This is a genomic window from Variovorax sp. Varisp85 (genome assembly GCF_047304045.1).
Taxonomy (GTDB): Bacteria; Pseudomonadota; Gammaproteobacteria; order Burkholderiales; family Burkholderiaceae_C; genus Variovorax.
Genome location: NZ_JBGLYN010000005.1, coordinates 53,544 through 76,928 on the forward strand (window position 1 = coordinate 53,544; position 23,385 = coordinate 76,928).

Genomic DNA, 23,385 nt, shown 5'->3' on the forward strand with positions numbered 1-23,385 from the left:
CATTGCGCCGATGTAATCGCGGCGTGCGGCACCTGACGGCCTGCCTCCCTAGATTCGACCGGCATGCCGGCCCAGGCCTGGCATGGCTGGCGCCATGTCGGCGACGGCGAACAACCAAGGGACATCCATCACCATGCTGCACCGCACACTTCTCTTTCCCCTTCTCGCCGTGGCCGTTTCGGCCGCCGCGCTGGCGCCCCTGGCCGCTTCGGCCGCGAGCGAATACCACTTCGCGCCGACCGAGGCCGGCGTGACGCGCCACCCCGACCATGCCAGGCTGGATCCGTCGCGCGATCGCGTCGTCGCCGAACTGGAGACGGCGCGCAACCAGCCCGCATGGAGCGCCGTGAGCCAGGGCGCACCCTGGCCCGTGGCGCGCACCGGCCAGCCCGCCACGCGCGAAGCCGTGGAGGCCGAGGCCATCAAGGCCATGCGGGAGGGAACGATTCCGTCCGGCGAGCGATAGGCACCGCGGCTCATCGACCCCGCAGATGCGGCGCGTTGGGTAGGCAAGGGTAGGCCGCCGGCAACTCCCTGGTTCTATTTCCTATGGCCAGCGCCCATAGGCCGCATCTTCTGCAAGAAATTGACATTCGAGCCGGATAATCCTCCGATGCTCGACCTGGACCGCATCGATCTCCGGCTGCTGAAGATCCTTCAGGAGGATGGCCGCATCACCAACCTCAAGTTGGCCGAGGCGGTGGCGCTCTCGCCCACCGCGGTGCTGGCGCGGGTGCAGCGGCTCACGCGCGACGGCTTCATCCTGGGCTACGAGGCGCGGCTCGATCCGCACAAGCTGGGCCGCGGCTTCACCGTCTTCGTCGAGGTGCTGCTCGACCGCACCACCCCCAACGTGTTCGACCAGTTCAAGGCGGCCGTGCAGGTGCGCGACGAGATCATGGAATGCCACATGGTCGCGGGCGGCTTCGACTACCTGCTCAAGACCCGCATGGCCGATATGGCCGCCTACCGCGAGTTCGCCGGCACCGTGCTGTGGCAGTTGCCGGGCGTGCGCGAGACGCGGACCTATGCGGTGATGGAAGAAGTGAAAAGCAGCGCGCGCCTGCCGCTGGGGATCTGAAACACGGGCCGGTCAGGCCGGCTTGCCGTACGAGCGGCCGCCGAAAATGGCCGTGCCGACGCGCACCATCGTGCTGCCGGCGCTGATCGCTGCTTCAAGATCGGCGCTCATGCCGAGCGACAGCGTGTCTAGCGCGATGCCCGCGTCGCGGATCGACTGGTACACCGCATGCGCGCGCAGGCACAACGCGCGCTGCGCTTCGAAATCGGCCGCCGGCTCGGGGATCGCCATGAGCCCGCGCAGCCGCAGATGTGGCAAGACCGCCACAGCGCGCGCCAGCGCGAGCGCCTCTTCGGGCGGCACGCCGGATTTGTTCGCGCCGCCGTCCACATTAACCTGAAGGCATACATCGAGCGGCGGCAAGTGCGCCGGCCGCTGGGCAGAAAGTCGCTCGGCGATCTTCAGCCGGTCGATGCTGTGGACCCAGTCGAAGTGCTCGGCCACGGGCCGCGTCTTGTTGCTTTGCAGGGGGCCGATGCAGTGCCACTCGAGGGAAGCGCGCAGGTCGGCGAGGGCTTCGATCTTGTCCAGGCCTTCCTGCACGTAGTTCTCGCCGAAGGCCGACTGGCCCGCCGCATGCGCCTCGCGCACGGCCTGCGGCCCGAAGGTCTTGGACACCGCCAGCAGCCTCACCTCGGCGGGCGCGCGGCCGGCCGTTACACATGCCTTTGCGATCCGGTTGTTTACTTGCTGGAGGTCGTCGCCAATCATCGTCATAATCGTCCAAAATCGTATCAAAACGTCACCAGAACCGAGCCGAGGAGCCCCGTGGACATCACCCAATTGCTGGCGTTCAGCGTCAAGAACAAAGCCTCCGACCTGCACCTTTCCGCAGGGCTGCCGCCCATGATCCGCGTCAACGGGGACGTGCGCCGCATCAACGTCGATGCGCTCGATCACAAGGGCGTTCACGCCATGGTGTACGACATCATGAGCGACACGCACCGCAAGCACTACGAAGAGTTCCTGGAGGTCGACTTCTCCTTCGAGATCGACGGCCTCGCGCGCTTCCGCGTGAATGCCTTCAACCAGGCGCGCGGCGCGGCCGCGGTGTTCCGGACCATTCCCTCGAAGATCCTGACGCTGGAGCAGCTCAATGCGCCGAAGATTTTCGGTGAACTCGCCCTCAAGCCGCGCGGACTGGTGCTGGTGACGGGCCCCACGGGCTCGGGCAAGTCGACCACGCTGGCGGCCATGGTCAACTACCTCAACGAAAACGAGTACGGCCACATCCTCACGGTGGAAGACCCGATCGAGTTCGTGCACGAATCGAAGAAGTGCCTGATCAACCAGCGCGAAGTGGGGCCGATGACGCTGTCGTTCTCGAACGCGCTGCGCTCCGCACTGCGCGAAGACCCCGACGCCATCCTGGTGGGCGAGCTGCGCGACCTGGAGACCATCCGCCTCGCCATGACGGCGGCCGAGACGGGCCACCTGGTGTTCGGCACGCTGCACACCTCGTCGGCGGCCAAGACCATCGACCGGATCATCGACGTGTTCCCCGGCGAGGAAAAGGAAATGATCCGCGCCATGCTGTCGGAGTCGCTGCAGGCCGTGATCTCGCAGACGCTGTGCAAGACCAAGGACGGCCAGGGCCGCGTGGCGGCGCACGAGATCATGCTGGGCACGCCGGCCATCCGCAACCTGATCCGCGAGGCCAAGGTCGCGCAGATGTACTCCACCATCCAGACCGGCCAGGGCTCGGGCATGCAGACGCTCGACCAGAACCTGACGGAACTGGTGCGCCGCAATACCATCTCGGCTGCAGAAGCCCGCGGCAAGGCGAAGATCCCAGAAAACTTCCCAGGCTAGCCATGAAGCCCCCCGGCTTTTCACTTCGCTGCGCTGCGTGTAACTCCACCCCCCAAGGGGGAGGCGCGGCCGCCTTGGGGCGGCCCGGCGGTCGGCCGCCGGCAGCATCAAACTAAACAGATCAAGGAGCGCTCTCATGGAACGCGATCAAGCCAGCCAGTTCATCAACGACCTGCTCAAGCTCATGGTGAGCCGCAGCGGCAGCGACCTGTTCATCACCGCCGACTTTCCGCCGGCCATCAAGGTCGACGGCAAGGTCACCAAGGTGTCGCAGCAGGCGCTGGGTGCGCAGCACACGCTGGCGCTCACGCGCTCGATCATGAACGACCGCCAGACGGCGGAGTTCGAGCGCACCAAGGAGTGCAACTTCGCGATCTCGCCGACCGGCATCGGCCGCTTCCGCGTGAACGCCTTCGTGCAGCAGGGCAAGGTCGGCATGGTGATGCGGACCATCCCCGCCAAGCTGCCGACCATCGACGGGCTGGGCATGCCGCAGATCCTGAAGGATGTGTCGATGACCAAGCGCGGCCTGTGCATCCTGGTGGGCGCCACCGGCTCGGGCAAGTCGACCACGCTGGCCGCGATGATCGACTGGCGCAACGAAAATTCGTACGGCCACATCGTCACGGTGGAGGACCCGGTCGAGTTCGTGCACCCGCACAAGAACTGCGTGGTGACGCAGCGCGAGGTGGGCATCGACACCGACAGCTGGGAAGCCGCGCTGAAGAACACGCTGCGCCAGGCGCCCGACGTGATCCTGATGGGCGAAATCCGCGACCGCGAGACCATGGAACACGCGGTGGCCTTCGCCGAAACCGGCCACCTGTGCATGGCCACGCTGCACGCCAACAGCGCCAACCAGGCGCTGGACCGGATCATCAACTTCTTTCCCGAAGAGCGCCGCGCGCAGCTGCTGATGGACCTGTCGCTGAACCTGCGCTCGCTGGTGTCGCAGCGCCTGGTGCCCACCGAGGACGGCACGGGCCGCGTGGCGGCGGTGGAAGTGCTGCTGAACACGCCGCTGATTTCCGACCTGATCTTCAAGGGCGAGGTGGGCGAGATCAAGGAGATCATGCGCAAGAGCCGCAACCTGGGCATGCAGACCTTCGACCAGGCGCTGTTCGACCTGTTCGAGAGCCACTCGATCAACTTCGAGGACGCGATCCGCAACGCCGACTCGGCGAACGACCTGCGGCTGCAGATCAAGCTCAACAGCCAGCGCGCGCGCAGCACCGACCTGTCGGCAGGCACGGAGCACTTCGCAATTGTGTAAGGGCTCGCCCCCAGGCTTCGCGCACTTCGTGTCGCTTCGCCTTCCCCCTACCGGGGGCGACACCTGCCGCACGGCGAAGCCGGTTCTGCGGTGTCTCGCGACTGGATCGCGCGGGTTTCATGCCTGATGGGATCGGCTTTCTTGGCTTTAAGCTGTCGGCCATGAGCAGCATCAACCCCCGCACCTACGAATCCGTTCCCGCCCAGACGGTGGCCTTCCTTGGCCTCGGCGTCATGGGCGGGCCCATGGCCGGACACTTGGCCAAGGCCGGCCATACAGTCACGGTCTACAACCGCACGCCCGCCAAGGCGCAGGCCTGGGCCGCCGAATTCGGCGCACCCGGGCGCCACGCCCCGACGCCGCGCGAAGCCGCGGCCGGCGCCGACATCGTGTTCTGCTGCGTCGGCAACGACGACGACCTGCGCTCCGTGGTGCTGGGCGACGACGGCGCTTTCGCCGGCATGAAGAAGGGCGCGGTGCTGGTCGACCACACCACCGCCTCGGCCGACGTGGCGCGCGAGCTCTCCAAGGCCGCTCAGGCGTTGGGCCTGCACTTCATCGACGCGCCCGTCTCGGGCGGACAGGCCGGCGCGCAGAACGGCGCGCTCACCGTGATGTGCGGTGGCGATGCGGCTGTGTTCGAGCACATCAGGCCGGTGGCCATGGCGTTCTCGCGCGCGGTCACGCTGCTGGGCGACAGCGGCGCCGGCCAGCTCGCCAAGATGGTGAACCAGATCGCCATCGCGGGCCTGGTGCAGGGCCTGTCGGAAGCCATCGCCTTCGGCCAGCGCGCGGGGCTCGACATGGAGGCGGTGCTCGGCGTCATCAGCAAGGGCGCAGCCCAGAGCTGGCAGATGGAAAACCGCGGCAAGACCATGATCGAAGGCAAGTTCGACTACGGCTTCGCCGTCGACTGGATGCGCAAGGACCTGGGCCTCGTGCTCGACGAAGCCAAGCGCAACGGCGCGCGCGTGCCGGTGACGGCGCTCGTCGACCAGTTCTACGCCGACGTGCAGCAGGCCGGCGGGCGGCGCTGGGACACGTCGAGCCTCATCATCCGATTGAAATAGGCTCGCCCCCAGGCTGCGCGCACTCCGTGTCGCTTCGCCTTCCCCCTACCGGGGGCAACACCTGCGGCCCGGCGAAGCCGGTTCCGCGGTGTTCCACGAAAAATGCCCGCGACGAGCAGCGGGCATTTTTGGTTCGGCGCTCGTTCTTCAGCGGATCGGCGACGTCGTCGCGCCGCTTGCGGGCAGCGGCTCCATCGGCGGCAGCGGCACGCGCGAGCTGGAGGAAGAAGGCGCTGGCGACGGCGAAGGCGCGGACGGCGTTGCCGAGGTCACCGGCGCCGGACCCGTGCCGCCGCGCTGCGCCGCAGCCTGGTTTGCCGCCTGGCTGGCCGCCAGATCCGCCTCGCTCACGACCTCGACCACGCGCACGACCTTCACCACGCCCGACACACCGCGCGTGATGTCGGTGGCGCGGTCGGTTTCGCGCCGCGTCGCGATGCCCATCAGGTAGACCACGCCGCGCTCGGTCACCACCTTGAAGGAATTGGCGAAGATGTCCTTGGCGTCGAGCAGCGAGGCCTTCACCTTGCCGGTGATGTAGAGGTCGTTCGAGCGGTCCTGGAAGGTGCTCGAGGAGCCGACGGTCAGCTCGTTCACCACCGAGCGCACGTTCACGATGCGGCTCACTTCCTCCTCGACACGGCGGCGGTCGGCTTCGCTGCCCACGGCGCCGGTCAGCAGCACCTGGCGGTTGTAGCTGGTGACGCTCACGTACATCTGGTCGTTGGCGATGTCGCGCACGCGGGCCGCGGCGCGCAACTCGATGCCCTGGTCGTCCAGCTGCGCGCCCGAGCTGCGGCGGTCGGTGGCCACCATGCCCACGCCCATCACGGCCGCACCGCCCACGACGAGCGGCACGCAGGCGGAAAGGCCGGCGACCAGCGCGGCACCCAGGGTGAGGGCCAGGGCGAAACGCCGGGTCGATGATGTCATCGTCATGGTCGTCATGGTCATGAGGAAGCTTCCTGTTCTCCGAGTAACTGGGCATCCACGCCGTCGCACAGGCAATGCAGCGCGATCTGGTGGATTTCGTGGATGCGCGCCGCACGCTCGTGCGGCACGCTGATCTGGACATCGGTCTCGCGCAGCGCACGGCCGATGGCGCCGCCCGAACCGCTGCTGCCCGCAGCCAGCGCCGAGGGCGCCCCCGAGACGGCGTTGCCGAGCAGCGCGACCACGGTCATGTCGCGTTCGTGCGCGGCTGCCACCGCGGCAAGCACCGACGCCGACTGTCCGCTGGCGCTCAACGCCAGCAGCACGTCGCCGGCCTGGCCGAGCGCGCGCACCTGGCGGGCGAAGCGGTCGACGTCCGTCGCGCTCGCGCTGTCGGCCTCGGGGTCGGTGGTGTCCCCGGGCAGCGCGATGGCGCCGAGCTCGGGCCGCTCGCGTTCGAAGCGGCCCACGAACTGCGCGGCGAACTGGGCCGCCAGCAGCCCCGACACGCCAGCACCGCAGGCGAGCACCTTGCCGCCGCTGGTCACGCACGCCAGGATGGCCTGCATCGCTTGAGAGATGGGTTTGCTGAGGACCGGTCCGGTCTGGTACTTGAGGTCGGCACTGTCGATGAAGTGCTGCTGAATCCGTTGCTCGAGCATGAGGCGGGATGATAACTGGGGGTTGTGAAACAAGACGTTTTGGAATGCCCCACCCCGAATCTCCGCGCACTTCGCGTCACTTGCGGGTGCCCGGCATGGGATGGGTTGCTCCACGGGTGTTCGATTGGATCAACTCGCGTCGAAGGCGCCCGGGAGCCAGGTGATTGTCTCTTCGACCAGCACCACGTCGAAACGGCATGGCGGTACCGTGCGCAGCCGGCTCAGGTAATGCTGCGCGGCGAACACGATGCGTCGCTGCTTCAGTCCGGTGATGCTGCCGCCCGCGCCGCCGTGCGTGCCGGTGCTGCGCTGGCGGACCTCGACGAACACCAGGGTGCCCTGCGGCGAATGGCGCGGATCGCGCATGATCAGGTCGATCTCGCCGCCGCCGCGCCCGGGCGTCCGATAATTGCGCGCGACCAGCACGAGGCCGGCGTCCTGCAGATGGTCGAGCGCGGCGTCTTCCGCCGCATCGCCGCGATGCTTCGTTGTGGTGTCTGTCTTCATGGCTCCCTGCCTGCAATCTTCTTGTTCGTTCTGACGGAGAAACCCCTTGGCTTCACTCGCCCCTGCTTCATTCGGCGCCGCCCTCGCGGCCGCGCGCGACGCCGCGGGTGCGCAGCATTATCCGCAGGGCACGCTCTACGTGGTCGCCACGCCCATCGGCAACCTGGCCGACATCACGCTGCGCGCGCTGCATGTGCTGCAGCTGGTGGACGCCATCGCCTGCGAGGACACGCGCCACACGCAAAGCCTGCTGCGCGCCTACGGCATCGACCGCCCCGGCGCACAACTGCTGGCGGTGCACCAGCACAACGAGGCCGAGGCCGCACAGGCCGTGGTCGCGCGGCTCGCGCAGGGCGAGCGCATCGCCTACGTCAGCGACGCCGGCACGCCCGGCGTGAGCGACCCCGGCGCGCGGCTCGCTGCGGCCGTGCGCGCGGCCGGGCAGCGCGTGCTGCCGCTGCCCGGTGCGAGCAGCGTGACCACCCTGGTGGGCGCGGCGGGCCTGGTGGCCGAAGGCGGCGACGCCAACGCCAGCAGCAGTGCCTTCGTCTTCGCGGGCTTCCTGCCGAGCAAGGCCGGCGAGCGCGACACGGCCGTGCAGGCGCTGTCGCAGGAGCCGCGCGCCGTGGTACTGCTCGAAGCACCGCACCGCATCGAGAACCTCGCGCGCGCACTGGCCACGCTGGGCGAGCGCCGCATCACCGTGGGCCGCGAGCTCACCAAGCAGTTCGAGGAAATCGCAACGGTGGCGGCCAGCACCCTGCCCGACTGGTTCGGCGCCGACCGCGACCGCATTCGCGGCGAGTTCGCGCTGGTGCTGCACCCGGTGGCGGTGAGCGGCGACGGCGGCGCGGAAGGCGAACGCGTGCTGCGCCTGTTGATGGCGGAACTGCCGGTGAAAACGGCGGTGAAGCTGGCTGCAGAGATCAGCGGCGCGCCGCGCAACACGCTGTATGAATTGGCGCTGCGCATACGCAACGAGGCCGGGGAAGGCTAGCCGTCCAATTCAGCGTAGCGCCTGAAGATGCCGTCCTCGTTGAACGCGACGCGGCGCGGGCTCTGCAGGTAGTCGTGCACGCGCTGCCGCCGCCTGACGTTGGCATGCAGCTTCTCGACCGCGGGCGTTGCAGCCAGCGCCCGCGCCGTGGCCTTCGGGAACGCGTAGTGCAGACCGTCCACCAGCTGGAACAGCGACAGGTCCGCATAGGTCAGCACGTCGCCCACCAGGTGCAGGCTGCCCGCGGGGTTGCGCTGCAGCACGCGCTCGAACCAGTTCAGGAACTTGGGGATGCGCTCGTTGCGAAAGGCCTGTGCGCGCAGCACGGCCGCGTCGCGCTGGTCTTCGTAGTAGGCGCCGGTCGAGATCGGATGGTGCGTGTCGTGCGCCTCGGCGACCACGTCGGCAATGGTGAGCTGCAGCTGGTGCGTCCACAGGCCGTCTGATTCGCCCACGCCCGACAGCCCGAGCCGGGGCCCGAGGTAGAGCAGGATCGCGGCCGTCTGTCCGACCACGATGTCGCCGTCGACGAGGAAGGGCGGCGCGAACGCGGGCCGCGCGCTGTCGGGGTCGCCCAGCCGCCGGCCCAGCGCGGACTCGCCGCCGCCCTCGGCTTCAGGCAGGCGCGCCACGTCGACGTAGTCGGCACCGGCCGCCTCGAGCGCGAGCCGCACGAATTCGCCGCGGCCCTGGATGGTGGGCCAGTAATGCAGTTGGTAGGGCATGCGGGCATGGTGTCATGAGGCCGGGGCGGTTGCAATCGCGCCCGCCGGCAGCGCCGGATTATTCGGCCCGCATCTCTTCGGCCTCAGTTCACCTTGACCGTGAAAAGAACAGCCCCCGAAGCGCCCGGGTCCAGCGGTCCCGTGAATTGCCAGCTCAGCGCCCCCGTGCCTCCCGCGGTCTGCGCCGTTGCGCAGGCCTCCGTGGCCGCCGGAATCGGATTGGCGGGCGTGCGCTTCTGGCAGTTCGCGAGCGTCGCCGGCGTCGTGCCCGCCTGCGCCGTGACGAAGGCGGTGAACTGCGGCGTCGTGTCGTTGACCGTCATGCCGCTGATCGGGCTGGAGCCGTTGTTGGTGTAGGTGATGCGGTACTCCAGCACCTCTCCAGGCTTCGCCTGGTTGTTGATGCCGAAGCTGCCACCCTGCGTCACGTTGCGCACTTCCTTCTTGAGCTCCAGCGCGCTGGTCGAGACGGTCGTGGTGTCGGTCACCGTGTAGGTGGCGCTCAGGGCCGGGCCGGCATTGGTGAACACGAAGCTGGCCTGCACGACGCTGGCGTTGCCGTTGCCGGTCGCCGCGTTGGCGGGAATGAACTCCTGCATCAGGATGCAGACGCTCTGCCCGGCCACGACGTTCACCGGCGCGGCCGGCGGGTAGAGCAGCGCGGCGCCCGCCTGCAGCGAACCGGTGCAGCCCACGTCGGCAAAGATCTTCCCGCTCCAGCCGCTGACGGCAGGCGTGTCGATCGAGCTCGGGATGTCGAAACTCACGGCACCCGCGGTCCGGGCCATGAAGGTGTGCGGATAGCTCACCGTGCTGCCGGGCTGGCCGGTCTTCGCGCCGTCGGCCGCGAGCGTGTTGCGGTCCACGTCGCCGAAGTTGAGCCCCGCGTGGCCGGTGCCGTTCCAGGTGAAGGCGATGCGATCCGGCGTGCCGCTGCGGGTGTAGGTGTAGCTGATGCCGGCGATGGCGACGGCCTGGCCGGAGCGCAGCGGGACGCTGCCCAGCGAGGCGCCCGTGGAGATGCGCGAAGCGGCGTTGGTCTCTTCCACGCACACCGGATCGTTCAAGCCGAGACCGAGGGGCGCTCCCAGCGCGTACTGCCCGCTGCCGTTCGTGATCGTCGTTGCGAGCGTGGTGGCGCCGCAATCGGTCAAGCGCACGGTGATGCCAGGGATGCCGGCCTCGCCGCCGTTGATCAGGCCGTCGTTGGCGATTCCGGCGCCCACGCCGTTGTCCAGGAACACCCGGCCGGTCACGCTCCTGGGGTAGCCATTGACGAAGGTGCAGGTGATGGCCGCCCCGGCCACCATGTTGGCAGCAGGAATGCTCAGCTGGTTGCCCGTGAGCGTGCCGAACTTGGCGGTCGGCGTGCTGCTGTTCGCGTCCACGCAGCTGGCGCTCATCGGATTGGCGGGCCAGCCGTCCGGCGAGCTTTCCCGGATGGTGACGCCGGTTCCTGCGGTGCCCGTGATGTTGGCGGCGCCGTTCGCGCTGCCTTCGCCCGTCACGGTGATGCTGTCGGTCGCCGTTGAAAGGCCGCTGAGCGCAAAGCCGAAGAGATTGGCGCCGACGCCGCCGACGGTGGTCTTGACGATCTGGACCCGGGGAAACGGCGGCGAATAGGTGTTGGTGAAGGTACACGCGATGTTGCTGCCCGGTGCCGTGGCGGCGGCGCTCAGCGTCACCTTGCGGTTCGGCAGATCGGGCGTGGCGGCTCCGCCGGCACCCAGGCCGGTACAGCTGATGCCCGTCAGCACGTAGTCGGCCGGCAGCGGATCTTCCGTGATGGTCGTCGCCACGCCGGGCGTGGTCAGGGTCTGGGCCGCGCCCGCGGCGGGCGTGCCGGCGGCGGTGGTGGTGATGCTCTGCGCCGCCAGGCCGTTGTCGCCCGTGAAGCCGAAGGTGCCGGTGGTGCCCACGGAAACCTTGCGGATGGTCACGCTCGCAGATGCGGCATTCGTGAACACGCATTGCAGCGACTTGCCCAGCTGCACGCTGGCCGCCGGGATCGTGTAGGTCCGGCCGCTCGCCCCGGTGCCCAGGCTGCCCACCGGCGTGCCCGCGTCGGTACAGGTTGCACCGGCCAGGTTCCAGCCGGGCACCGCGGCTTCGGTGATGCTGATGACCGCGCCGTTCGCGCTGGCGGTGAAGGCCTGCGTGCCCGCGGCTGCCGTGTTGCCGTCCACCTGCGCCGGCGTGCCGGCGGCCACGGTGCTGACGCTGCCGGCTGCCTGGGTGGTGTTGGTCAACGTGAAGCTGAAGGGGCCGCCGGTGCCGCCGGTCGTGGTCTTCTGCAAGGTGACCGTGGCCGGCGAACAGAGCGCGCTGGTGGTCGCCTGGGCGAGAAAGCCCTGGTAGGGGGCGCCGCTCTTGATGTGGACGACCACCGTGTTCGACCCGGACTGCCAGTTGCTCGCCAGCGTCGCGCTGGCCGCGGCACCCGGGTCGAAGCCGCGGAAGGTGTACGGGGTCGCCCCGCCCTGCGGCACGCCTCCAACGCTCTGCAGCACGCCGTTGACGTAGATCTCGGCGACCGAATTGTCGGAATAGAAGTCCAGCTTCAAAGAAAAGCTCGCCGGGTTGACCGACGCCGCCATGTTGAAGGTGAAGCGGTGGTAGATGTCGACATTGCCGGCGTGCGTGGTCTGGTACTGCGAGATCCAGTTGGCATTGCCGAAGGGCGAGGCGATCCAGGCCGTCGGCGCCTTGTTGCCGACGTAGGAGCGCGCCCAGGTGGCGACGGTGCCGGGCCCGCCCGTCGCCGCGCCGATACCCGACTCCCATACCGGATCGCGGCCCGTCGTCAGCGGCGGTCCGACCGGGCCGTCGAAGCCCGTGTTGAAGATCGCCGCATTGGTCGAGCACATCACCGTCGGCGCGATGGGCGGCGAAGGCGGATTGGTGTCGGCGGTGTTGGTGAAGGTACAGACGATGTTGCTGCCGGGCGCGGTCGCGGCTGCGTCCAGGGTGAGCACGCGTCCGTTGCGCGAGGCCGTCCCGCCGGCGCCCATGCCGGTGCAGGAGGCATCGACCAGCGCATAGGTCCCCGGCGGCACGCCCTCGGTGATGGTCGTGGCGGTGTTGGCTGCCGCGAGCGAACGCGTCGCCGCGCTGGCCGGCGTACCGTCCACCGTGGTCGTGATGTTCTGGGTCGCCGCCAGGCCGTTGGTGCCCGTGAAGCTGAAGGTGCCGGTGCCGCCGAGCGAGGTCTTGCGGATGGTCACCGTCGGCATGGTTCCGAACCTGTAGGGCTGCGGGCTGGGCAGGTAGCTGTTGGCGCCGACGCTGAAGCTGCCGCTCAGGACCGCGCCGCCCACCGTCACCTGTGTCGTGCTGTAGACGGCGGCCACGGTGGAGGTGGCCGTCACCTGACAGGTCGCGGCCGCCGTGGTCGTGCAGCTGCCGGCGGCGCCCACCGCGCCGCCGTTGAAGGCGACGTTCGGCGTCGCGCCGAAGCTCACCACCGTGCCGGCCTGAACCGGGTTGCCGGCCGCGTCGCGGATGAAGACCTCGAGCACGTCCTGTGCCGCGCCGTTGGCAAGCTGGTTGTCGGTGACGATGCGCAGGCCCGATTGGCTGGCGGTGCCGGAGCCGACGACGATGCTCGTCTGGGCGCTGTCACAGCTCACGCCGTTGCCGGACACGCAGCCCGCGCCGGCTGCCGTGGCTGGCGCACCCACGCCGCTCGTGCTGGTACTGGCGTAGTTGGTGAGCACCGTGCCGGTTGCCGCGATCGGCGCGGTCGCGTTCAGCGTGAAGCCGCGCACACCGGTGGAGGCCGGAATGCCGCCGGCAGGCAGCGTCATCGTGCAGCTGAGCAGTGCACCGGCGGCGCTGGGCAGCGTGCCGCAGTTCACCGAGGTGACGCCGGTGCCGGCCACGGCCGACGTGGCCACCACGCCCGGCGGCAACTGCTCGCTCACGACGAGCGAGGTGCCCGAGTCCACCGCGCCCGTGTTGGCCAGGTTCAGGCCGTAGGCGATGTTGCCGCCGGCTGCCACGGTCGCGGGCGCGGTCTTGTCCACGGCAATCACCGGGGCCGCGGTGTTGGTGAAGGTACAGGTGATGGCCGCGCCGGACCGCATCGCGCTCGCGGGCAGGGTCGCGGTGTTGCCGGCGAACGTCGCCAGCTCGGTCGCGGGATTGCCGCTGGTCGCGGCCGCCGAGTCCAGGCAGGACGCCGAGACCGGATTGGCCGGCCAGCCCGCGGGCACGCTCGACTCCTGCACCGTCGCCGCGATTCCGGCCGTGCCCAGATGGACCGTGGCCGAGGCCTGCGGCGTGAACAGCGCCGTCACGTCGATGCTGTCCGCCGGATTGGTGACACCCGTGAGCGTGTAGCCGAAGGTCTGGGTGCCCGTCACGTTGGTCTTGGTCTTGCGCACCGTGATGCGGGGCTGCGCGAGCACCGGGGTCGTCACGCTGCTCGTGCAGTTGCCCGCGGCGTTGCAGGCCGGATCGCCGCCGCCGCTGGCGGTCGCGGTGTTGTCCACGCTCGGCACCGCGCCGGCCAGCGGCGTGACCGGAATGACGAAAGAGACGCTGCCAGTGGTGGCCGCGAGCCCCGCGGGCACCGTGCAGCTCACGGCCTGTCCGGTGGCAGTGCAGCCGGCGGGCATGGTGCCGAGCGTCAGCGTCGCAGGCACCGTATCGCTGATGGTGGTCACGGCGGTCGTGGCGACCGGGCCGGTATTGGCGAGTGTCAGCGTGTAGCTGGCCGGCGTGCCGACCGCGAAGCTCGGCGCGCTGGCGGTCTTGGTCAGATTGAGCTGCGGCTCGATCGAGTTGGTGAAGGTACAGGCAATGTTGCTGCCCGCCGCAGTGGCAGCGGCATTCAGCGCAACGGACCTCGTTGCGAGGTCCGGCGTGGCCGTGCCGCCGGCGCCCATGCCGGTGCAGACGATGCTCTTGAGCCTCCAGCCGGCGGGCGGCGCGTCTTCCGTGATGGTGGTGGCAGCCCCCACGGTGGTGAGGCCCGATTGCGCACCGGCCACGGGCGTGCCGGCCGCTGTGGTCGCAATGCCCTGCGCGGTGAAGCCATTGGTGCCGCTGAAGCCGAAGCTGCCCGTGCCGCCTTCGGTGACCTTGCTGACGGTCACGGCCACGCGGGTGTAGGTGAAGGTGCAGAAGATGGTGGCGCCGTAGTCGGTGGCGGCCGCATCGAAGGTCACTCTTCGGGTCGAGAGATCGTAGGTCGCGGTGCCGCCCGGCGCCATGCCGGTACAGCTGATGCCGGTCAGCACGAAGCCGGCTGGCGCGGAGCTCTGCAGGATGAACGTCGAGATTGCGGGCGTGGTCAGAAACTTGGCGGGTCCGGAGGCCCCGACCCCTGGCGAAGTCGTGACGATGGGGCTGGCGGCCGCGCCGTTGTTGCCGAGGTAGCTGAACGACCCCACGCCGCCGTTCGAGACCACGGTGGTCGTGATGCTGGGCGCCACCTTGGGCGGCGTGTTGTAGGCGAGCACGAGGGTCGCCGTTTCATTGACGTTCACGCCATCGTCGTTGTTCGGATCCGCGTCGTTGGGCACCGTGCAGAAGTGCGTGGCGCCAGGCGTCGCGGCCTGCACGCACACCTTGGCGCCGTTGGGAACCGAGTAGCTGCCGGTCGCCACGCTGGGCTGCGGGAACACGGGAATGTCGAAGCCGGCCTCGCCGCCGTCCGCCAGGTTCGGGCCGCTGGAAGCAGCCAGCGGCGTGGGGTTGACCTGGCAGGTCACCACCACGGGCGAACCGGCCTTCGCGCAGTTGGCGGGCAAGGTGCCCGTGTCCCATCCGGCCGGAAGGGTCAGCACCGCGGTCGAGTTGTCCGAGCCCGTGGTCGGCGCGGGGCCGAAGTTCTTGGCGATGAGCCTGACGTTGCGCTGCTGGCCGTAGCTGGTCCAGGCGTCGCTCGGCACGACCACCTGAACCTGCAGGTCCGGACGGCCGGTGATGATGTTCGAGCAGGTGTAGTCCTCGTTGGTGCCGAGCGCGTGCGCGGTCGCGCAGGTGCCGGTCTTCGAGTAGCTGTTGCTGTTGGTCCCGGTCGGCGCCAGGGCGTTGCCGCTGTAGTTGGTGCCCGCGGAGGTGTAGGTCTCGTAGGTCTGCTGGTAGCGCGCCGTGTTGTTGGAAACGCCCGGCGGATAGAAGACCACGCCGGCAACGCTCGGGCGCCAGGCGGCCGTGTTCGTGCTGCTGCCGAGCGTCTGGTCCCACGCGTAATTGACGAAACTGATGCGCTGCGAAACGCGCGCATCGGGAAACTTGCCGCTCACGCCGGAAAAGCCGTCGATCAGTTCACCGCCGCCGGTGTCGACCAGGCCGCTGCAGGTGCCCGTCGCGGAAAACGGGCAGACCGTCTTTTCGGCGTTCACGGGCCCGGGCACCGCGGAGCCCGGCCCCGTGCCGCCGTCGTCCGCGGTGAGGCCCAGCGTAAAGTTCGCGCCCCCGCTGGACGCCGCCTGGAACCAGTCGCCCGCGGTGACCATGACCGGGCGGCAGACGAAGGTGATCTGCGTCGGATAGATGTTGCCCGAGGCGCCGTTGAACATGCGGTCGAAGCCGCCGAGCACGGCAATCACGGTGCCGGCCGGACAGACCTGGGGACCGCGCTGCGTCATGCCGTTGATCGGTCGGCCCCACCATCCCGCCGAGGCCGACGAGCCGAACGCGATGGTCGCCGCGCCAGCGCCTTCGCTCACGGTGAATGGCGTGCAGCCGAATTCGACCGCGCGCAACCCGCCGGTCAGGTTGGCGAAGGTGCCGCTGACCTCGGGGCCGTTGATGCGCTCCCACATGGTCAGTCCTGTGGGGAAGCCGTTGGCGCAAACCGTCTGCACGACCTGGCCGGCGTTGGTGCCCACCACGGTGCCGTTGAGCCTTACCGCCCCCTGCGGCACGAGCACCTGCTGCGCATGCCCGAGAAGCGGAAAGGACAGCAGCCAGGCTGCGAGCAACAGCCATCGCCGCGCGGCGGCCGCATGCGAGCGCAGCCTAATCTTGAGTCTTTGCATGTTCGCTTGCCTGATCCGTGTTTTTTCGAGAGGCCGATGCGGCGGGGGCGCTGGCCGACGCGAAGCCCAACCCCGTCTCGTCGAACTTGAAGCGCAGCCGGATGTAGGCACCCTTGCTGGTGTATTCGTTGGCCGTCAGCTCGCGGTCGCGCAGGCCGACGAAGTTGTAGCCGGCCGAGACCCACAGGTCCTTGGCCACCTGGTAGCCGAGTTCGACGCCCGCGGTCTTCTGCAGCGCGCCGCCCTTGCCGTAGAGCACGCCGGCCTGCATGCCGAAGTCCCAGTCCTTGTTGATGTCGCGCGTGTAGCGCGCATGCAGCAGATGGGCCCAGTAGCGGCTCGCCAGGAAACCGTCGTCGGCGCGCGAGATCTTGCCCGCGTAGCGCGCACTGAGAACGCTGCCGCGCTGCGGGTTGTAGTTCAGGTGGGCCGAGACGATGTCGGCGCTGGTGCTGCCCGGCAGGCTCCTGTTGCCGGAATCGCTGCCGAAGGCGCTGCCGCCGTTCAACGCGCCAGCCGCATTGCCGCCCCCCACGATGCGCTCGGAGCGGCGCTCGTAGCGCAGCAGCGCGTTCCAGCTGTCGGTGTCCACCGGGCGGTAGGCCATGCCGATCTGGTGGCGCTGAAGGTGGCGCTCGTTGCCTGCATTGGTGCCCTGCCCTTCGCTGTCGCTCACCACGCTGCGCGCCAGCAGGCTCCAGGCGGGGCTGATCTTGTAGCCGAAGCCGGCGCTGAAGAGCCGGGTGTCGGCATCGTCGCCCTTGCGTCCTTCGAGGATGCCGCTGAGCTTGTAGGTGTCGGTGAGGTACTCGACCCCGGCGGTGATGGCGGTGGACTGGCCGAGACCGCCCGCATAGCCGGTGCCGCTGTTCGCGCTGTTGGCGTAGCCGCCCAGCTGGCGGGTGTGCTCGAGGCCGCCCGTCACGCTGAAGCGGTCGGTGAGCTTCACGGTGTTGCGCACGCCGGTCGCCGCCTGCGCGGCCCGGCCGTCGATGCTGTCGGCGAGCCGGAACTCGTTGTAGACGCGGCCGCCCTCCATGTAGTTGCTCTCGATGCCCAGGATGCCGACGTTGTTGGATTGCGTCGCGCTCAGTCCGTCGGTGCCGTAGAGGCTGGAGACGAGTTCGTAGCGGCCGTAGACGCGGGTCTTGTCGGTGATGGCGTAGTTGCCGCCAACGGCCAGCGTGCGGCGAGCGGAATCGTGCAGGTCCTGCTCGCCTTCGACGAAGACCTGGGCCAGCGGCACGCCGGGCACCTGCGCCGACAGGCGTGCGCGCACGGTGGTCAGGCTCTCGCTGTCGGCATTGGCGGTGGCCGCCGCACCGAGTGCGGTCACGTTGTTGGCACCCACGCGGCTGCCTAGGCTTCCGGTGGAGGTGGAGACCTCGCCGTAGTCGAATCCGGAGCCGGAGGCGAGGCCGCTGCTGCGCTGGCCTTGGCGCAGGCCCACTTCGGCGACCAGGGTGTCGCCGAACTTCTTCTGCACGCTCGCGGTAGCGCCCTTGCGGTCGCCTTCGAGCAGGGCGTCCTTGCTGTAGATCATCTCGGCGCGCACCGCAGTGCTTGCGTCGATCTTGTATTCGGCGCGTACGGAGGCTTCGGTGCGGCCTGCGGAAAAGCTGGCGCCGGGGTTGTCGAAGCCCGCGCTGGTCTTGCCGGCCAGCGCCACGACCGCGAGCTTCTCGTCCTGGTGACGCACTTCGAGGCGCGTGCCCTCGCCCTTGCCCTTCGCATCGGAATCGGTGCGAACCAGCTCGGCCGCGGCCGTGGTGTTGTCGCCGATGCGGGCCACCGCCGTCAGGGCGCGCAGGTTGCGGTGGTTCTCGGGATTCTGGTCGGTGCTGGCGACCACGCCCAGCTGCAGGCGCTCCGCCACCTTGACCTGCACGTCGGTACCGGCCACCGTGAACTTGGGGCCTCCGCTGTCGACTTCGTACGTGACGCGGATCGACTGCGGGTTGAGGTTGGCATCGGCCGACGCGATCGCATGGGTGAACAGGATGCGGCGCGTAAGCGGCTCGACCGTGTAGTCGACGAAGCGCGTGACCGGCGTGCGCTGCAGCACGACGTCGGGCTGGTTGCGGTCGCGCACCACGACCTCGACCTGCTCGCTGTTGTCGACGAACTCGCCGCTGGTGGCGCTCAGGTAGTAGGGGCCGGAAGTGCCGACGGCGCGGAATTCCTCCACCTGCTGGGTCTGCGCGGTGCGCGAGACATAGCTGGTCGCGCGCACATTGCGGTCTTCGTACACGTGCTTGAGGCCGGTCAGCGAGCGGTTGTTCTGGCTCAGGTTGCGCACCTCGGTGCTGCTCGCGGTGGTGAAGTCGCCGTACAGCAGGAAGGAGCGGTTCTTGTCGATGCGCACGTAGAGCTTTTGCGTGCTCTGCGCGTCGAAGCCCTTGACCGACGAGTCGCCGTACACCGGGTAGAACTCGTCGGGCCGGATGTCGCGGAACAGCCGGTCGTCGCGCGTCTTGTCGGAATCGAAGGCGGCGGTGAGCAGGTAGTCGCCCTTGACGGCACCCTTGAAGAAGAAGGCGGCGCGGGCGCCGGCGCGGCGGTCCTTGCGCTCGTCGGCAAGGCCCGTCAACTCTGCCTCGAACGCGGCGCCGGCAGGCATGGCGCCGAGCGGTACGCTGCCGCGCCTGGTGAAGTCCAGCACGCCTTCGACAATGCCCACGCCGAGCATCGGCCGCATCTCGGGCAGCAACGCCAACCGCACTTCCTTCACAAAGCTGCCGGCGCTCACGCGCAGGCGCACATCGCCCGGCTCGCCGGGCGGCAGCAGGCGGAACTCCGCCGCGCCGCCGTCCATGAAGACCTGCGTGCCCGGTTCGGCGGGGTTCAGGTCCTCGTCGAGCCAGCGGCCGCGGTCCGTCTCCAGGGTGAGTTGGGTGCGCGCGGTCACCGGCACGCCGGCCGCGTCGACCAGCCGCACCTTGACAGCCACGGGGGTGCGCAGGTCGGCATATGCAAGCTCGGGCAAGTCGACCTGGATGGCGCCGAGCTTGTCCGGCGCGACGATGCCGATCCGCTGCGTGGCGCGCACGTTGCCGAAATCGTCCACCGCGTCGAGCTGCAGGCGGTTGGCCCCGGGCTGCAGCACCACGCCGACGTATTCCCAGGCGCCGATGCTCTTCGACGGCAGCTGCGTCTTCTTGCCGACGCGTCGTTCGTCGATCGCCTGGCCGTTGACCGAGAGGCGCAGCGCCACGCCGGACTCGCCCTTGACGCGCACGTTGATCGACTGGCCGGGAACGGTGTCGCCTTCCTTCAGGCCGAGGAAGCCGAGGGCGTTGCCGTCGAGCTCGGGCAGCAGCACTTCCAGCTCGATCGGGCTGGGCGCGGCCTGCGGCAGCAGCGGCGCGCTGCGCGGCGCCAGCATGGCGGCGGAGGTGTTGACGGGCCGGCTGGCGAAGGCGCCGATGCCGGCCGCCGCGCCACCCGCGGCCGAAGCGCCCTGCGCAGCGGCCGGCAGGCCGTTGAGCGCGGCGAACAGGCTTCCGGCCGGGGTCGCGGCCGCCGGCGCGGTGGCGCCCAGCGTGCCGCTCATGCTGCCCGACGCGGCACCGACGAAGCTGCTGGCGTTGGCCGGCGCATCGGGCATCGCGATCAGCGGCGCCGACGACGCCATGGTCGAGCCGCTGCTGCCGCTCGCAAGCGCCTGGCCGCTGGCCGGCAGCGAGCGGAGATCGCCCACTGCAACGATCTGTCCTTCCGGATTCAGGCGCAGCCGCACCTGGGCCTCGGCCTCGGTGTCCGGGATCGCGGCAATGGCGGCGCGGCGCGCCACCACGTCGGCCACCACGGCCTGGTCGCCGCAATTGCCGATGATGAAGTTGGCCTTGTGGAACTCCCCCTTCTTCAGGTCGACGAATCGGCTCTCGGGGCGGCCGGCATTGCGGTTGTCCAGCAGCTCCAGGCGGGCGCCGGGCGGCAGCGTGGTCTGGTCCAGGCGCAGCACGTGGGTGAGCGGCTTGAGGCCGTAGAGGCTCCACTTGCCCTCCACGTCGGTGACGACGTTGGTGCCGTCCTCCATGAACAGGCGCACGCCGGGCACGCCGATCTCGTCGGCGCCTTCCTGCCTGCCGTCCGCCTTGCAGTCCATGTAGACCTTGCCGAACAGGAAGGCGTCGTCGGAAAACACGCCGCCCGTGACGCGTACCGTCCAGTTCGCGAGGTTGGACTGCAGCGGCCCCGAATAGGCGCGCGCACGATTGACGGCGTCGCCATTGGTGGGCGCACCCACGCCGATGCGCACGCGGTAGCGCACCACGGCCGCCTGGTCGATACCGAGGGTGAGCGTCGGGTAGTCGAAGACCAGTTGCGGGCCCGCGCCGCCCGCCGGGTTGCCGGCCGCGGCGGTGTTGAGGCGCGCACTGTTGGCCACATAGGCGAAGCCCGGCGGCAGGCTGTCGCTGAAGCGCACGCCGGTGACCGGGAATCCGGTCTTGTTGGTCACGGTCAGTGCGTAGTCGATGAAGTCGCCGAACTCCACCTGGCGCTTGCTGCCGTCCTTGCGCAGCACCAGCCCGAGCACGTTGCCCGGGTCGAGCGGGATGTGGTTGTGCACGATGTCGCAAGCCGCGCCCGAGGCATTGAAGCCGGCGTTGACGGAGAAGTAGTGGGTCGTCGGATCGGCACCCTTGGGCGGCGTGGCGTTGGGCGCGATCTGGCCGCAGCCCGAGAAAGTGCCGGCCGTGACCGGGATCAGCTGCGACGGGTAGACATAGCCGGTGCCCGCCGGCGGCACCACGCCGAGCGAGTAGGTGCACATGCCGGTGACCGGCGGCGACTGCAGGAAGAACTGGTAGCTGCCGTCGGCGCCCGTGGTCATCGAGACGCTGCCGTTCGTATTGAATGTATAGGCGCCCGACGAGCCGCCAAAGATCTCCCCCGCCGTGATCGGCGTCGCGGCCCCGCTGCTGCAGGACTGCCGCGTGAAGGTGACCACCGCGCCGGCAACGGGCTCGCGCGTCACCGCGTTGTAGACCGTGCCTGCCGGATCAGCCAGCAGCGACTGCACCGAGCTCGCGCTGGCCGCCACCAGCATGGCGGGCGTGACGTTGATGGTGTTCTGGTCGAAGGCCGCGGCCCAGGCCTTGTTGGTGACCGCCACGCGGCTGCCCACCGCACCGGCCTTCTCGGTGATGCGCACCGTGAAGCCGATCTGCTCGCTCTGGCCGGGCGCCAGGCCGCGGTTGCCGTCGCTCAGGCTGAGCACCGCCTCGGTCGGCAGCTGGAAGGGATCGCTGCTGGCGAGCGCGCCGCGGTTGCAGGTAGCGCGGCCGGTGAAGCTTCCCGCGACGTCGAGCAGTCCGCTGCGCGCCTTGGGCGCACCGACCAGCTCCCAGGACGCGACCGAGCCGTCCGGCTTGTCCATGTCGAAGGTGCAGTTCAGGTTGTCGATCACGCGCACGTGCGGCGCCGGGGCGATACCGGTGTTGGTGACCAGCAGCCGGTAGTCGAGTTCGTACACGCCCTGCCCGATGCGCCGCGGCAGCGAGACACTCTTCACGAGCGTGAGCGAGGGAAGCTCCATGGACACCGGCGTTGGCGAGCTGTTGTTGTTCGGGTTGCCGTCGCCGTCCGGGTCCGGGTCGGCGCCATCGACCGAATCGTCGAAAGCCACGGGCGCGCCGCCGGGCGTGAGCGCGCCCTGTGCGCGCACGCTGTTCAGCAGCGTGCCGGTGCGGCCGCTGAGGTTGATGCGCAGATCGAACTGCACCGTGAACCGCGCCCCGACCGGCAGCACGGCCCCGGGTGCCAGCAGGTTCTGCGCGGCCGGCGTGCCGGTGAAGGCAGCGTTGGCCGCAGCCACGGTGCCGCTCACGCCATTGCCCTGGTTGCCCGCGATGCCGATCGAGCCGGCCACCACCGTGTACTGGTTCGGCCCCGGTACCGCCGCGGTCGTGTAGCTGCCGAACTGAGTGGCACCGCTGCCTTCGAGCAGGTCGGCCGCCTGCACGCCGTAGAGCCACACGGCGCCGTAGTTGCGGATGTCCACGCTGAAGCGAACCGTGGCGGTTCCGTCGAGCAGGCCATCGGCGCCGCGGTTCGGGCGCGGCGCCGACGCGGCCTTGGCAACGCCGATGCGGCTCTGGCTCGTGGTGATGAGCACCGTGTTGGACGGCGACACCGCCAGCGCGACGCCGTCGTTGTAGTAGCTCTGCGCGGTGTTGCGGATGTCGCCGGTCTGGTCCGGCCTGACCCGCACGGCGAACTGCATCGCGATCGATGCATTGCGCGACACGGGAGTGGGCACGCCGATCGCCACCTCGATCGCGGCGGCATCGTCCGCGGTGCGGTAGCTGAAGGCCGGATCGCCCGGCAGGCGGAACAGGCGCACCGCGCCCGCGGCAGTGCTCTGCAGCGTGCCGGCGATGTACTGCGTGCCGGCTGGCACCAGGTCGCGCACCAGCACGAGGCTGGCCGGCGCGCCGTTCACCAGCACCGGCGTGCCGGCCGGCGCGGCGCTGTTGGCGGGCTGCGCATCGCGGGCGCCGATGTTGGTGCCGGAAACGGTGAAGTCGATGCGCGTCTGCCCCGGCACGACGATGCCGGGATAGCTCGCGGCCTTGGTGATGGAGATCACCGCGACGTCGCCGACGGTCACGACGTCGCGGTTGGTGGCGCTCAGGTTCTGCAGCGCGGTGGTGGCCGTCAATGCGGTGCAGGCGACACCGTTCGCGCTCGCCGGGATCGTTCCCTGCACCAGCAGCGCGGCCGTCTCGCCGGGCTGCAGCGCCAGCGCAGCGCCGGCGCCGAGCGGAAGCACCGGATCGGCGGGGTCCACCACGCCGTTGTTGTTGGTGTCGCGCACCACCCGCAGGGCCGAAAGGTCCAGCGTGTCGGCCGCGCAGCCGCCGGCGTTGTTGGCAAAGCCCAGCATGTAGCTCGACGGCACGTTGCCGGTGTTGGTGAGCAGGTGGCTCAGCGTGACGACGGTGGCGGGCGGACGCGTGACGGTCTGGTCCTGCGTCAGCACCAGCGCCTCGACCGGCAGCACGTTCGCCACCACGCTGTTGGAGCTGGAAGTTTCGGTCTGGGCAAATCCGGCCGGCACGTAGGTGGCCGTTGCCACGTTGCGGATCACGGTGCCGCCGGGGGCGGGGGCGGCCAGCACCGCAGCCGGAGCAAGGAGGAATGCCAGCCCGATCGCGAGCGTGGCGCGGGCGCGGCGCCATCGATGCGAGCTGCCGCTCACGCTCATTGAATCAGACAAGAATTGCACTCCGCGAAACCTTCCGTCGGCCCCTCCGGGCCGTGAATGACTGGATCTTTTTCCGCTGCCGCTTCCGCGCCGATGCGCATGCACGGCGCACGAAAGCGG

At 69.4% G+C, this 23,385-nt stretch carries 13 protein-coding genes; 6 read left to right on the forward strand and 7 right to left on the reverse strand.

Annotated elements, in window-relative coordinates; translation table 11 throughout:
• Positions 1-133: 133 nt before the first annotated feature.
• Complete coding sequence (locus ACCC97_RS03745; protein WP_413313256.1) at positions 134-466, forward strand: DUF4148 domain-containing protein; 333 nt, start codon at positions 134-136, stop codon at positions 464-466.
• A 147-nt stretch (positions 467-613) separates the two neighbouring features.
• Complete coding sequence (locus ACCC97_RS03750; protein WP_007833308.1) at positions 614-1,081, forward strand: Lrp/AsnC ligand binding domain-containing protein; 468 nt, start codon at positions 614-616, stop codon at positions 1,079-1,081.
• 12 nt (positions 1,082-1,093) lie between these two features.
• Here ACCC97_RS03750 and ACCC97_RS03755 read toward each other — a convergent pair whose 3' ends face one another.
• The gene (locus ACCC97_RS03755; protein ID WP_007833309.1) at positions 1,094-1,798 is read right to left on the reverse strand and encodes a YggS family pyridoxal phosphate-dependent enzyme; all 705 of its coding nucleotides are present in this window, start codon (positions 1,796-1,798) and stop codon (positions 1,094-1,096) included.
• Positions 1,799-1,849: 51 nt separating this feature from the next.
• On the opposite strand from ACCC97_RS03755, the gene ACCC97_RS03760 reads away from it, so the two are divergent.
• The 3 genes from ACCC97_RS03760 to ACCC97_RS03770 all read left to right on the forward strand — a co-directional run bounded on the left by ACCC97_RS03760 (position 1,850) and on the right by ACCC97_RS03770 (position 5,236).
• Positions 1,850-2,893 carry a type IV pilus twitching motility protein PilT gene (locus ACCC97_RS03760; protein ID WP_007833310.1) on the forward strand — a complete coding sequence of 348 codons (1,044 nt, stop codon included), beginning with the start codon at positions 1,850-1,852 and terminating at the stop codon, positions 2,891-2,893.
• Positions 2,894-3,029: 136 nt separating this feature from the next.
• Complete coding sequence (locus tag ACCC97_RS03765) at positions 3,030-4,166, forward strand: PilT/PilU family type 4a pilus ATPase (RefSeq protein WP_007833325.1); 1,137 nt, start codon at positions 3,030-3,032, stop codon at positions 4,164-4,166.
• Positions 4,167-4,327: 161 nt separating this feature from the next.
• Positions 4,328-5,236: an NAD(P)-dependent oxidoreductase gene (locus ACCC97_RS03770; RefSeq protein WP_413331624.1), complete on the forward strand. Its 909-nt coding sequence runs from the start codon at positions 4,328-4,330 to the stop codon at positions 5,234-5,236.
• 147 nt (positions 5,237-5,383) lie between these two features.
• Here the strand turns inward: ACCC97_RS03770 and ACCC97_RS03775 are convergent, their stop codons facing one another.
• The 3 genes from ACCC97_RS03775 to ACCC97_RS03785 all read right to left on the reverse strand — a co-directional run bounded on the left by ACCC97_RS03775 (position 5,384) and on the right by ACCC97_RS03785 (position 7,338).
• A complete protein-coding gene (locus tag ACCC97_RS03775; RefSeq protein ID WP_007837336.1) occupies positions 5,384-6,190 on the reverse strand; it encodes a BON domain-containing protein in 807 nt (268 codons plus the stop codon).
• The gene (locus tag ACCC97_RS03780) at positions 6,187-6,831 is read right to left on the reverse strand and encodes an SIS domain-containing protein (RefSeq protein WP_413331626.1); all 645 of its coding nucleotides are present in this window, start codon (positions 6,829-6,831) and stop codon (positions 6,187-6,189) included. The genes ACCC97_RS03775 and ACCC97_RS03780 overlap by 4 nt, the downstream gene beginning before the upstream one ends.
• A 129-nt stretch (positions 6,832-6,960) precedes the next feature.
• Positions 6,961-7,338 (reverse strand): YraN family protein, encoded by a 378-nt coding sequence (locus ACCC97_RS03785; RefSeq protein WP_007837338.1) that lies wholly within the window; start codon positions 7,336-7,338, stop codon positions 6,961-6,963.
• A gap of 46 nt (positions 7,339-7,384) precedes the next feature.
• On the opposite strand from ACCC97_RS03785, the gene rsmI reads away from it, so the two are divergent.
• Positions 7,385-8,335, forward strand: a complete 951-nt coding sequence (gene rsmI, locus ACCC97_RS03790; protein WP_413331627.1) for a 16S rRNA (cytidine(1402)-2'-O)-methyltransferase — start codon at positions 7,385-7,387, stop codon at positions 8,333-8,335.
• Here rsmI and ACCC97_RS03795 read toward each other — a convergent pair.
• From ACCC97_RS03795 to ACCC97_RS03805, 3 genes are all read right to left on the reverse strand, one after another.
• Positions 8,332-9,060, reverse strand: coding sequence for a glutathione S-transferase (locus ACCC97_RS03795; RefSeq protein WP_007837340.1), 729 nt, complete (start codon positions 9,058-9,060; stop codon positions 8,332-8,334). The two genes, rsmI and ACCC97_RS03795, sit on opposite strands and share 4 nt — an antisense overlap.
• Before the next feature lie 83 nt (positions 9,061-9,143).
• A complete protein-coding gene (locus ACCC97_RS03800) occupies positions 9,144-16,052 on the reverse strand; it encodes a beta strand repeat-containing protein (RefSeq protein WP_413331629.1) in 6,909 nt (2,302 codons plus the stop codon).
• Complete coding sequence (locus tag ACCC97_RS03805; protein ID WP_413331660.1) at positions 16,033-23,265, reverse strand: hypothetical protein; 7,233 nt, start codon at positions 23,263-23,265, stop codon at positions 16,033-16,035. The genes ACCC97_RS03800 and ACCC97_RS03805 overlap by 20 nt, the downstream gene beginning before the upstream one ends.
• Positions 23,266-23,385: the final 120 nt, after the last annotated feature.